This window comes from Guptibacillus hwajinpoensis, from assembly GCF_020524165.1.
Lineage (GTDB): Bacteria > Bacillota > Bacilli > Bacillales > Guptibacillaceae > Guptibacillus > Guptibacillus hwajinpoensis_D.
On sequence record NZ_JAIVKU010000008.1, the window covers coordinates 62,739 to 73,068 of the forward strand.

13 protein-coding genes and 12 tRNA genes are annotated in these 10,330 nt (G+C 41.2%); 24 read left to right on the top strand and 1 reads right to left on the bottom strand.

From position 1 onward, the window contains the following. The first annotated feature begins 13 nt into the window (after positions 1-13). The 11 genes from LC090_RS20670 (at position 14) to LC090_RS20720 (ending at position 8,133) form a co-directional block, all read left to right on the top strand. On the top strand, positions 14-298 hold the full coding sequence (locus LC090_RS20670; protein ID WP_048312993.1) for a CopG family ribbon-helix-helix protein: 285 nt from the start codon (positions 14-16) through the stop codon (positions 296-298). 4 nt (positions 299-302) lie between these two features. After that, positions 303-653: a type II toxin-antitoxin system endoribonuclease NdoA gene (gene ndoA, locus LC090_RS20675; protein WP_048312992.1), complete on the top strand. Its 351-nt coding sequence runs from the start codon at positions 303-305 to the stop codon at positions 651-653. Positions 654-929: 276 nt separating this feature from the next. Then, positions 930-1,751: an STAS domain-containing protein gene (locus LC090_RS20680; protein ID WP_226660033.1), complete on the top strand. Its 822-nt coding sequence runs from the start codon at positions 930-932 to the stop codon at positions 1,749-1,751. Positions 1,752-1,763: 12 nt separating this feature from the next. Next, positions 1,764-2,120 (top strand): STAS domain-containing protein, encoded by a 357-nt coding sequence (locus tag LC090_RS20685; protein WP_048312990.1) that lies wholly within the window; start codon positions 1,764-1,766, stop codon positions 2,118-2,120. Positions 2,121-2,123: 3 nt separating this feature from the next. Continuing rightward, a complete protein-coding gene (locus LC090_RS20690) occupies positions 2,124-2,525 on the top strand; it encodes an anti-sigma regulatory factor (RefSeq protein ID WP_226660034.1) in 402 nt (133 codons plus the stop codon). Positions 2,526-2,540: 15 nt separating this feature from the next. Continuing rightward, positions 2,541-3,551 carry a PP2C family protein-serine/threonine phosphatase gene (locus LC090_RS20695; RefSeq protein ID WP_226660035.1) on the top strand — a complete coding sequence of 337 codons (1,011 nt, stop codon included), beginning with the start codon at positions 2,541-2,543 and terminating at the stop codon, positions 3,549-3,551. A 75-nt stretch (positions 3,552-3,626) separates the two neighbouring features. Then, positions 3,627-3,956 (top strand): STAS domain-containing protein, encoded by a 330-nt coding sequence (locus LC090_RS20700; protein WP_224599389.1) that lies wholly within the window; start codon positions 3,627-3,629, stop codon positions 3,954-3,956. A gap of 23 nt (positions 3,957-3,979) precedes the next feature. Beyond that, complete coding sequence (gene rsbW, locus LC090_RS20705) at positions 3,980-4,435, top strand: anti-sigma B factor RsbW (RefSeq protein WP_048313049.1); 456 nt, start codon at positions 3,980-3,982, stop codon at positions 4,433-4,435. Next, positions 4,404-5,195 (top strand): RNA polymerase sigma factor SigB, encoded by a 792-nt coding sequence (sigB, locus tag LC090_RS20710; protein ID WP_226660036.1) that lies wholly within the window; start codon positions 4,404-4,406, stop codon positions 5,193-5,195. Before rsbW ends, sigB begins: the two co-directional genes overlap by 32 nt. Positions 5,196-5,197: 2 nt before the next feature. Further along, on the top strand, positions 5,198-5,800 hold the full coding sequence (locus LC090_RS20715; RefSeq protein WP_226660037.1) for a PP2C family serine/threonine-protein phosphatase: 603 nt from the start codon (positions 5,198-5,200) through the stop codon (positions 5,798-5,800). Positions 5,801-5,964: 164 nt separating this feature from the next. Next, positions 5,965-8,133: a Tex family protein gene (locus LC090_RS20720; RefSeq protein ID WP_226660044.1), complete on the top strand. Its 2,169-nt coding sequence runs from the start codon at positions 5,965-5,967 to the stop codon at positions 8,131-8,133. A 15-nt stretch (positions 8,134-8,148) separates the two neighbouring features. Here LC090_RS20720 and cmpA read toward each other — a convergent pair whose 3' ends face one another. Next, positions 8,149-8,262, bottom strand: a complete 114-nt coding sequence (gene cmpA, locus LC090_RS20725) for a cortex morphogenetic protein CmpA (protein WP_226660038.1) — start codon at positions 8,260-8,262, stop codon at positions 8,149-8,151. 100 nt (positions 8,263-8,362) lie between these two features. Here cmpA and LC090_RS20730 point away from each other — a divergent pair, with 100 nt between their 5' ends. From LC090_RS20730 to LC090_RS20790, 13 genes are all read left to right on the top strand, one after another. Beyond that, complete coding sequence (locus tag LC090_RS20730) at positions 8,363-8,815, top strand: SprT family protein (RefSeq protein ID WP_226660039.1); 453 nt, start codon at positions 8,363-8,365, stop codon at positions 8,813-8,815. A 176-nt stretch (positions 8,816-8,991) separates the two neighbouring features. Continuing rightward, positions 8,992-9,066, top strand: a tRNA-Asn gene (locus LC090_RS20735). 3 nt (positions 9,067-9,069) lie between these two features. Continuing rightward, positions 9,070-9,160 (top strand) — tRNA-Ser (locus tag LC090_RS20740). Between the two features lie 7 nt (positions 9,161-9,167). Then, positions 9,168-9,242, top strand: a tRNA-Glu gene (locus LC090_RS20745). A 51-nt stretch (positions 9,243-9,293) separates the two neighbouring features. After that, positions 9,294-9,369 (top strand) — tRNA-Asp (locus tag LC090_RS20750). Positions 9,370-9,403: 34 nt separating this feature from the next. Further along, positions 9,404-9,478, top strand: a tRNA-Gln gene (locus tag LC090_RS20755). Between the two features lie 4 nt (positions 9,479-9,482). Further along, positions 9,483-9,558: transfer RNA gene (locus LC090_RS20760), tRNA-Lys, on the top strand. Between the two features lie 8 nt (positions 9,559-9,566). Continuing rightward, positions 9,567-9,651 (top strand) — tRNA-Leu (locus tag LC090_RS20765). Positions 9,652-9,690: 39 nt separating this feature from the next. Further along, positions 9,691-9,776: transfer RNA gene (locus LC090_RS20770), tRNA-Leu, on the top strand. A 10-nt stretch (positions 9,777-9,786) separates the two neighbouring features. Further along, positions 9,787-9,863, top strand: a tRNA-Arg gene (locus LC090_RS20775). Positions 9,864-9,886: 23 nt separating this feature from the next. Beyond that, positions 9,887-9,963: transfer RNA gene (locus LC090_RS20780), tRNA-Pro, on the top strand. Between the two features lie 8 nt (positions 9,964-9,971). Beyond that, positions 9,972-10,045, top strand: a tRNA-Gly gene (locus LC090_RS20785). Between the two features lie 8 nt (positions 10,046-10,053). Then, positions 10,054-10,130 (top strand) — tRNA-Ile (locus LC090_RS20790). Positions 10,131-10,330 lie beyond the last annotated feature (200 nt).

The window sequence follows — 10,330 nt, forward strand, 5'->3', positions numbered from 1 at the left end:
GCTTCGGAGGTGTATGTTTGTGTCAGAGGCAAACAAAAAATCGATTGTTGTAACTCTCCCACAACATATTTTAAATGAGGTGGATGGTATTATTCAACAGGAACAGCTTGATCGTAACGAGTTCATATCACAGGCCACGACAATGTATATTCGCGAACGAAAGAAGCGACAAATTCGTGACGCCATGCGCCAGGGGTACATGGAGATGGCTAAGATTAACTTGAACCTTGCAGCAGAAGCCTTTCTTGTTGAGGAGGAAGCAGAGCACACCGTGGACCGCTTAGTAAGCGGGGTGTAATGGCTTGATTGTCAAACGAGGTGATGTGTATTTTGCTGACCTTTCTCCTGTTGTAGGTTCTGAACAAGGTGGCGTAAGACCTGTCTTGATTATTCAGAACGACATTGGGAATCGTTTTAGTCCTACTGTCATTGTTGCTGCAATCACTGCACAAATTCAAAAGGCAAAGCTTCCCACTCATGTCGAAATCGATGCGAAGCGCTATGGATTTGAACGTGATTCGGTTATACTGCTTGAACAAATCCGTACTATTGATAAACAGCGTCTAACTGATAAAATCACTCACCTTGATGAGGGTATGATGCAACGGGTACAAGAAGCCCTGCAGATCAGCCTTGGACTTATTGATTTTTGAAAACGTATAATACCCAAGCGAAGCTGCTCCTATGAGCAGTTTTTTTTGTATCGCTTCCTATCCTTTTAAAGCTGATAAAATGAATAAGGACATATCGATCCCTTTCGAATACGAACATTTAGTAATAAGGGGAGCAGGGAATTTTCTAGTTATGTCGAAAAGTGTGTTAAGATGAAAATGATGTAATGTGCTAAGAATAGGAAAGCATAATGATTGCGAGACGTTTCTTGTAATGAGAAGATAAATGAATGTAGAAAGATCGTAGGGAGGAGCAAGATGGACAAGTTAGTCATACAATTATTGAATGAAAGTCGCGAACGAATCTATACCAGATGGATGGATGAAATGGAAAGGGTTCGTGATGAGCATCGGCTACAATCAATAACGGATGCAGCATATGAAGAAACGAACAAAGAGCTGTTTGAAATTATTTACACGCATATAGAACAAAATGTTCATAAGCCTACTGATCGAATGACGCAGTTTGCGGAACATTTGATGAAAATAGGCTGGAGACTTAGCTATATAACTCAAGGACTGCAAACGTTCCGTCGAATTATTTTAGCAGTTCTACTTGATGCGAATCAATCTAATGACAAAGTGTACAGTATGTACGACGAAATTGATCGTTGGATTGACCCGATTGTAAACCAGCTGATTAATGAAAGTGCGAAGAACTGGGAAAATACTGTTTCAATTCAAAAAGTGGCTTTACAGGAATTATCAGCACCGCTAATTCCCGTGTTTGAAAACATTAGTGTGATGCCTCTAATTGGAACCATTGATACTGAACGAGCGAAGTTGATCATGGAGAACTTATTAACGGGTGTCATTAAACATAGATCACAAGTTGTGCTTATTGATATTACTGGAGTTCCTGTTGTCGATACTATGGTAGCTCATCATATTATTCAGGCAGCAGAAGCCGTTCGTCTTGTTGGAGCACAATGTATTTTAGTCGGAATCAGACCAGAAATTGCTCAAACAATCGTTAACCTTGGGATTGACCTTGGTCAATTCCCAACGAAAAGCACGTTATTTAAAGGCATGAAAACTGCATTAGAAATGACAAAACGCAAAATGATTGAGATTGAGTAAGGGGGGAAGACCATGCGAATTCCTATATTAAAACTGAATCAATATTTATTAATTACAATTCAAGTTGATCTCGATGACAAAACAGCACTTCAATTTCAGGAGGATTTGCTCGAGAAGATACACGAAACAGGAGCAAAGGGCGTTGTAATTGATTTAACATCTGTCGATATGATTGATTCCTTCATTGCTAAGGTTTTAGGCGATGTTGTGCGCATGTCAAATTTAATGGGGGCAAAAGTAGTACTGACAGGAATCCAACCTGCGGTTGCTATTACGCTAATTGATTTAGGTATTATGATGAAAAATGTCCCGACTGCATTAGATTTAGAACAGGGGTTAGAGAAATTACAACAGGAATTGGGGGGATAAGTTATGAATATCCAATCCTGTGTGGAAGTTCGAAATGAATGGGATATCGTGAAGGCGAGGCAGTCAGGAAGGAATATTGCGAAAGAACTTGGCTTCGGCACGGTCGATCAAGCTCGTATTACAACAGCTATTTCTGAACTCGCGCGTAACATATACCTTTATGCTGGAAATGGCGCAGTAGCCATTGAACGTGTGGAAAACGGTGGGAAATTTGGACTTAAAATTGAAGCATCCGACTCGGGTCCAGGAATTAAAGACATTAGAAAAGTAATGGAAGATGGTTTTACAACATCTGGGGGTCTTGGAGCTGGTTTACCTGGAGTTAAACGATTAATGGATGAATTTACAATTGATTCAAAAGAGAACGAAGGAACAGTTATCACTTCTATTAAATGGCTCCGTTAAGGAGGATCGAGCATAATGGACGACCGAGATCTTCAATATCAAAAGTATAAAGCAATTTTAGAAAACTATTTAGAAGAGCAGTCTGAACAAACGTTATATAAGGGGCAGCAGTTTAGTCGGAAGATGATTGAGCAGAAGATATCCCCTGAAGAAGCAGTCAGTCTCCATGTAAGTGTTCTTGAGGAACTTTTCCCTGATATACCTGAGCAACTTAAAAACTCTTATGATTTTTTGCTTGAAATGATGATTGGATATGGATTTGCCTATCGAGAACACCAAAGTCTTCGTAGTCGTCAGCAGCAGTTAGAATCTGAAATAGAGATTGCTGCTAATATGCAACAAACGTTGCTAGCGGGCGACAAACCAGAAGTCCCAAATCTTGATATTGGCGCGATTAGTAAACCCGCCCAGAAGATGAGCGGGGATTACTATCATTTTGTTCAAGATGAAAATGATTGTGTAAGTGTAGCGATTGCGGATGTCATTGGGAAAGGTATTCCTGCTGCACTATGTATGAGTATGATTAAGTACACAATGGATAGTGCGCCTGAACAGCGAATGCAGCCTGGAGCAGTTCTTGAGAACCTTAACCGCGTAGTGGAGCAAAATGTTGATCCTAATATGTTCATTACCATGTTTTATGGTTTGTATGATCCAAGGGTTCATTCATTTTATTACGCTGGAGCCGGTCATGAGCCGGGCTTTTTTTACGATGCAGAAAAGGATGAATTTGAAGAGCTCTTTACAAGAGGGCTTGTTCTAGGAGTATCAAAGAAAACGTCATATCAAGAATACCAGCGCGTACTTAATGGAAATGATATGGTTATCATGCTTTCTGACGGTGTTACTGAATGCCGTTCGACAAATGGTTTTATTGAACGTGATGAAATCGTAGCGTTGATTCGTAAATATATTCACCTCTCAGCACAAGAAATTGTGGAAGAGGTTTACCGAGAACTGGAGCGTTTGCAAGAGTTTGAACTCAGAGATGATTTCACCCTTGTTATTTTACGACGCGAGGTTTAACTTCTTTCTAAAAGTGGAATAAGGAAATAATGGCTTTAACTAAAAATTAGAAGCAACCTAACAGGGGGTAATGTTATGAATTTACAGATCAAACAAGAAGATCATGAGAATACACATCATTTACATATAGGTGGGGAGATTGACGCTTACACAGCGCCTCAGTTACGAGAAGCTCTGCTTCCGCTTACTGGTAAAGAAGGTCATGAGACGCTCGTTCATCTTAGTGATGTTAATTATATGGATAGCACAGGTTTAGGTGTGTTTGTTGGTGCGCTGAAATCATCTAAAGAGCACGGTAGCTCGCTGAAATTGACAGGAATGACTTCACGCGTACAGCGTCTTTTCGAAATCACTGGACTCGATGAAGTGATCGACATTGAAGACGTAAAGGGGGGATCAAAGTGATAAACATTTCAGATTTTGTTGAAATGAAAATCCCTGCACAAGCAGAATTTGTTGGTGTGACAAGATTGACGGTATCTGGAATTGCGAACCGAATGGGCTACTCGTACGATGAAATTGAAGACATTAAAATTGCTCTATCAGAGGCATGTACAAATGCTGTAAACCACGCTTATAAAGAAGATGAGAAAGGCCAAATCACGATTGGTTTTGGTATCTATGAAGATCGTCTAGAAATGATGGTACTAGATCGTGGACAAAGCTTCGACTATACAAAGGTTTCTGAAAAACTAGGACCGGTTGATAGTGATAAGTCAGTAGAACAACTCAGTGAGGGAGGATTGGGACTATTTCTGATTGAATCACTGATGGATAAAGTGGAAATCAGTGGAGAGGACGGAGTAGTAGTCATGATGACGAAGTTCCTCCACAGAGATGGGGTGGAAGTAGATGCCGACACAATCTCCTCATCCCCGCAATAATAACAACAACGAAGTATATGAATGGATTGAACAATACCAAAAGGATCCTACAGATGAAGTCGTTCAGTTGAAGTTAGTGGAACGATATCAAGATCTCGTTCAATCACTCGCTCGTAAGTTTTCTAAAGGGAAAAGCATTCACGATGATCTTTCTCAAGTAGGTATGATCGGATTACTTGCTGCGCTTCGTCGTTACGATCCTGAATTTGGTAGAAGTTTTGAATCCTTCGCCGTGCCAACCATCGTTGGCGAAATCAAACGATTTATTCGAGATAAAACGTGGAGCGTGCATGTTCCAAGAAGGATCAAAGAGCTTGGGCCTCGTATCAAAAAAGCAGTCGAAGAACTAACAAATGAACTTCAACGTTCTCCAAAGGTCGACGAACTTGCTGAGTATTTAAACGTATCTGAGGAAGAAGTACTAGAGACAATGGAGATGGGCAAAAGCTATCAAGCACTCTCTGTCGATAGTTCAATTGAAGCTGATCAAGAAGGAAGCACTGTTACCTTACTCGATCTCGTTGGCGATCAGGAACAAGGATTTGATCTTGTAGACCAACAGATGCTTCTTAAGAAAGCTTTTGCAGTTCTAACAGAAAGAGAACAAGAAATTTTGAATTGTACGTACTTCGAGAATATGAGTCAGAAAGAAACGGGTGAGAAGCTCGGTATTTCACAAATGCATGTTTCCCGTCTGCAAAGAAGAGCGCTTGAAAAGTTAAGACAAGCGATCCGAATTGAACCAACGGAGGCTTTCTAGTCATGATCCATCATCATCAATTTGAAAAGCTTACGGTGGCGGCGTACCAAAAGCCAAAGGCGGGTAATCAGTTGTGCGGGGACAGCTATTATGTAGCTGAAACATCAGATTATTTTATTTGCGCTGTAGCTGATGGACTTGGCAGTGGTGATATGGCCAAGGATTCATCTCTAGCTGCTATTAATGCCGTTAAGAAATATCAAGATGAAGATGTCGAAGCGTTAATGATTCGTGCAAATGAAGAGATGAGAGGAAAACGAGGGTGTGTTCTTTCGATTTTTAAGCTTGATTTAAAAACGAGACAACTTGAGTATAGTGGCATAGGTAATATTAATTTGATTATCTATCAACCAGATGGAAAAATCCTTCGACCGATCTCTTATTCAGGTTACTTGTCAGGTAAGCTTCAGAAAGTGAAAGTGCAAACAATTGATTATCCTTCAGGTTCTTCGTTTGTCACATACTCTGATGGCGTTCAAATTAGTTCAAAAAACTATTCCATGATTGCTCGTTTTGATTCCGTGCATGAATCGTTTCAACATTTAACCGATACGCTGCCATCTACAAATGATGACATCACTTTACTTGTAGGGAAAACAGTATAAAAAAGTTCTTCCATTTTGATATAGGAAGAACTTTTTTTATTTTCATTATAAAGAGACATGATCGGATTAATTGTGGTTTTTTAGAGGGAAGCTTTTAACAGATCGACTTATCCGGTAAACTGATACTAGCATGGAATGGCTCTTAAGGAGGAATTGTTTTGGAAATGACAGTAGAGCAAAAACAATCGGAACACTTTCGTAAAGTTGCTCAAAATTTGAAGCTTGCTGAACGAAGTGTAAGAGAAGTAATTACATTATTAAATGATGGGAATACGGTTCCCTTTATTGCTCGTTACCGTAAAGAGTTAACAGGTGGGCTCGATGAAGTTCAGCTAAGAGATATTCAAGAAGCGTGGACATACCTTCAGAATTTGGATCAGCGGAAAGAAGAAGTGATTCGTCTTATTCAAGAGCAGGATAAATTAACAGATGAACTAAAGCAACAACTAAAAGCTGCTACAAAACTTCAAGAAGTAGAAGATATCTATCGTCCTTACAAACAAAAGAAGCGGACAAAGGCTACCGTTGCCAAAGAAAAAGGATTACAACCTCTTGCCCAATGGATCGTAGAGGAGGGAAGTGACGACCCATCTCAGGCTGCTAAGAATTACATATCAGAAGAAAATGAAGTTTTATCGGTGGAAGATGCCATTCAAGGAGCGCAAGATATCATTGCAGAATGGATTTCCGATGATGCTGAGGCTCGAAAATGGGTAAGAGCGAGAACGTATCAACACGGACTCCTTCAAACGGCTGTTAAATCAGAAGAAGAAGATCCTAAACAAATATTTGAAATGTACTATTCCTATCAAGAAGGCATATCTAAAATTGTCCCACACCGTATTCTCGCCATTAATAGAGGAGAAAAGGAAAAAGTTATACGAGCATCCATTACGCCTCCGACCGACTCAATTCACGACTATTTAAAACGAAAAACCATTAAAAATCAAAAAGAGGGCTGTGTGGCGGTCCTTGAAGAAGCCATTATTGATAGTTACAAACGACTTATTCAACCTTCAGTGGAAAGGGAGATACGAAAAGAGTTAACGGAACGAGCTGAAGACCAGGCCATTCATATCTTTTCTGAGAATTTAAAACATCTTTTACTACAGCCACCACTAAAGGGAAAACGAGTCCTTGGTGTGGATCCTGCCTATCGAACTGGGTGTAAACTAGCTGTTGTGGATGATACAGGAAAGATGTTAAAAGTATCGGTTATTTATCCGACACCTCCGAAGTCGGAAGTTGAAAAGTCAAAAGCAGCTGTGATTAAAATGATCGATGAGTACGACATTGAAATGATTGCAATTGGAAACGGTACTGCATCACGTGAAACAGAGCAGTTTATTGCGGATGTCATTAAAGAAGTTGAACAAAAGGTGGTTTATCTTATTGTAAATGAGGCAGGGGCAAGTGTTTATTCAGCTTCTGACCTTGCACGTGAGGAATTTCCAGATCTTCAAGTCGAAGAACGTTCAGCGGTTTCCATTGCAAGAAGAGTTCAAGATCCACTGGCAGAGCTAGTGAAAATTGATCCAAAATCTGTCGGGGTTGGGCAGTACCAGCACGATGTATCACAGAAAAAGTTAAATGATCAACTAACCTTTGTCGTGGAAACAGCTGTAAACCAGGTTGGTGTTAACGTAAATACAGCTTCAGTATCGCTTTTACAATATGTAGCGGGACTGTCTAGGGCCGTTGCTATGAATATTGTTAAAAAACGAGATGAAGAAGGAAAGTTCACAAGTCGTGTGCAGTTAAAAAAAGTTCCGAGACTAGGTGCAAAAACATACGAACAGTGTATCGGTTTCCTTAGAATCATGGGAGGAAAACAGCCTCTTGATCAAACGGAGATTCACCCGGAGAGCTATGACGTTACCAAGGCACTCCTAGAACAGATAGATTGTAAGCCGGGGGACATTGGAACAGAAAAACTTGTGCAGTCTCTTTCTGAAATATCCATAAAAGATACGGCCGCAGCTCTCAATATAGGTGAAATAACGTTAAAAGATATTGTGGCTTCTCTACAAAAGCCTGGTCGAGATCCTCGAGACGAACTTTCGCAGCCGATCTTAAAGACAGATGTCTTGAAAATGGAAGATCTGGAGCAGGGGATGGAATTAGAAGGGACAGTTAGGAATGTCGTTGACTTTGGTGCCTTTATTGATATAGGGGTAAAACAAGATGGGCTTGTTCATATTTCGAAGTTAACGAATCGTTATGTGAAGAACCCGATGGAAGTCGTCCACGTCGGGCAAGTTGTGACTGTCTGGGTTGATCAAGTGGACCTCAAGCGCGAGCGCATTGCTTTAACCATGCTTCAACCATCATAAGCACTAGCACTGCCCTCAGGGGTGGTGCTTTCTTTTATAGAAAAACCAGCATTGGTTTAATAGTTTGATTTGATGTCGGTTTTTCTCAAGGTAAGCTTGTTTTAATTGCTTTTTGAACCAAACAGGCAACTTCATCTCCCCCTTAAGTAATGACACGTTGTAAATGATGATGTAAATTAGTTTATGAGAAACAGCTTGTGTGTGTTCGTATGAGAAGGGAGAAACCCATATGACCGAAAAAGAATTACAACATTTAGTTGAATCAATATCTGAGGAATTTTTTGGACTTGCCTTTCGCCATAAGGCTTTCTTCAATACCCGATTGAAAACCACAGGTGGGCGATATTTGCTTCGTTCTCACAATCTCGAGTTTAATAAAAAGCATTATGATCAATTTGGGATAGAGGAACTTGTCGGTATTATTAAACATGAGCTTTGCCATTATCATCTGCACCTTCAGAAAAAGGGGTACAAACATCAGGATAAAGATTTCAAAGAACTTCTAAAAGAAGTCGGGGGCTCCCGATACTGTCAGGTGGTGCCAGGTCAACGGAGGATCGAGGCATTCAAGTATTTCTATGAGTGTAGAGAATGTAAGACGAAGTATAGAAGGAAAAGAAGGATGGACACCTCACGTTACGTATGCGGAAAGTGCAGAGGGAAGTTAATTCAAGTTTATTAAAACTTGTTATTGACGACCTAGATTGTATGTGGTAAATTAATAAAGTCTCTTCGGAGAGCAAGTCCCAAACGAATACATAGTAAATGATTAATTTTAAAAAAGCTATTGACTTTGTTTGCTGAATGAGTTATTATATTAAATGTCGCCGATGACGGAGACAACAACTTAAACATTATTCCACAGTAGCTCAGTGGTAGAGCTATCGGCTGTTAACCGATCGGTCGTAGGTTCGAATCCTACCTGTGGAGCCAAACGGAGAAGTACCCAAGTGGCTGAAGGGGCGCCCCTGCTAAGGGTGTAGGTCGCGCGAGCGGCGCGAGGGTTCAAATCCCTCCTTCTCCGCCATTTTCATGGCCCGTTGGTCAAGCGGTTAAGACACCGCCCTTTCACGGCGGTAACACGGGTTCGAATCCCGTACGGGTCACCAACATGATTTTGAAAAAATGTTTCAACAACATGATATGTAATCAGTTATAAAGGTCTCGTGGTGTAGCGGTTAACATGCCTGCCTGTCACGCAGGAGATCGCGGGTTCGATTCCCGTCGAGACCGCCATTAATTTTAAAATAAACCTGATTATATAAATTGTTGGGCTATAGCCAAGCGGTAAGGCAACGGATTTTGATTCCGTCATGCGCTGGTTCGAATCCAGCTAGCCCAGCCATGTTGAGCCATTAGCTCAGTTGGTAGAGCATCTGACTTTTAATCAGAGGGTCGAAGGTTCGAGTCCTTCATGGCTCACCACTTAATTTGCGGGTGTGGCGGAATTGGCAGACGCGCTAGACTTAGGATCTAGTGTCTTACGACGTGGGGGTTCAAGTCCCTTCACCCGCACCAATTTCTTTTTAAAGTTAATGTTTCATCAAGTAACGATGTGCGGTTGTGGCGGAATGGCAGACGCGCTAGCTTGAGGGGCTAGTGGGGGAGACCCCGTGGAGGTTCGAGTCCTCTCAACCGCACCAAATATAATATGCGCCCGTAGCTCAATTGGATAGAGCGTCTGACTACGGATCAGAAGGTTAGGGATTCGACTTCTCTCGGGCGCACCATAATATTTTATTTAACAAAATGTCGGGAAGTAGCTCAGCTTGGTAGAGCACTTGGTTTGGGACCAAGGGGTCGCAGGTTCAAATCCTGTCTTCCCGACCATCAATATTGCGGGTGTAGTTTAGTGGTAAAACCTCAGCCTTCCAAGCTGATGTCGTGGGTTCGATCCCCATCACCCGCTCCATTAAAGATGGGCCTGTAGCTCAGCTGGTTAGAGCGCACGCCTGATAAGCGTGAGGTCGGTGGTTCGAGTCCACTCAGGCCCACCATCTTTTCTAAAAATAGTTGTTGACACTAACAAACACATCATGATATGATGGTTTGGTCGCTGAAAACGACATTGAAAGAAAAAATTGCTCTTTGAAAACTGAACGAAACGCCATGTAAGTAGTTGTTTCTACGGAAACAAACATTGTTTTAAAAGCTAGATTAAGCTTTCTATCGGAGAGTTTGATCCTGGCTCAGGACG

What these genes read in the sequence shown, in the direction of transcription:
- LC090_RS20670 (WP_048312993.1), top strand. Translation starts at nt 14, where the DNA reads ATGTTTGTGTCAGAGGCAAACAAAAAATCGATTGTTGTAACTCTCCCA.
- LC090_RS20680 (WP_226660033.1), top strand. Translation starts at nt 930, where the DNA reads ATGGACAAGTTAGTCATACAATTATTGAATGAAAGTCGCGAACGAATC.
- LC090_RS20685 (WP_048312990.1), top strand. Translation starts at nt 1,764, where the DNA reads ATGCGAATTCCTATATTAAAACTGAATCAATATTTATTAATTACAATT.
- LC090_RS20690 (WP_226660034.1), top strand. Translation starts at nt 2,124, where the DNA reads ATGAATATCCAATCCTGTGTGGAAGTTCGAAATGAATGGGATATCGTG.
- LC090_RS20695 (WP_226660035.1), top strand. Translation starts at nt 2,541, where the DNA reads ATGGACGACCGAGATCTTCAATATCAAAAGTATAAAGCAATTTTAGAA.
- LC090_RS20700 (WP_224599389.1), top strand. Translation starts at nt 3,627, where the DNA reads ATGAATTTACAGATCAAACAAGAAGATCATGAGAATACACATCATTTA.
- rsbW (WP_048313049.1), top strand. Translation starts at nt 3,980, where the DNA reads ATGAAAATCCCTGCACAAGCAGAATTTGTTGGTGTGACAAGATTGACG.
- sigB (WP_226660036.1), top strand. Translation starts at nt 4,404, where the DNA reads ATGCCGACACAATCTCCTCATCCCCGCAATAATAACAACAACGAAGTA.
- LC090_RS20715 (WP_226660037.1), top strand. Translation starts at nt 5,198, where the DNA reads ATGATCCATCATCATCAATTTGAAAAGCTTACGGTGGCGGCGTACCAA.
- LC090_RS20720 (WP_226660044.1), top strand. Translation starts at nt 5,965, where the DNA reads ATGACAGTAGAGCAAAAACAATCGGAACACTTTCGTAAAGTTGCTCAA.
- LC090_RS20730 (WP_226660039.1), top strand. Translation starts at nt 8,363, where the DNA reads ATGACCGAAAAAGAATTACAACATTTAGTTGAATCAATATCTGAGGAA.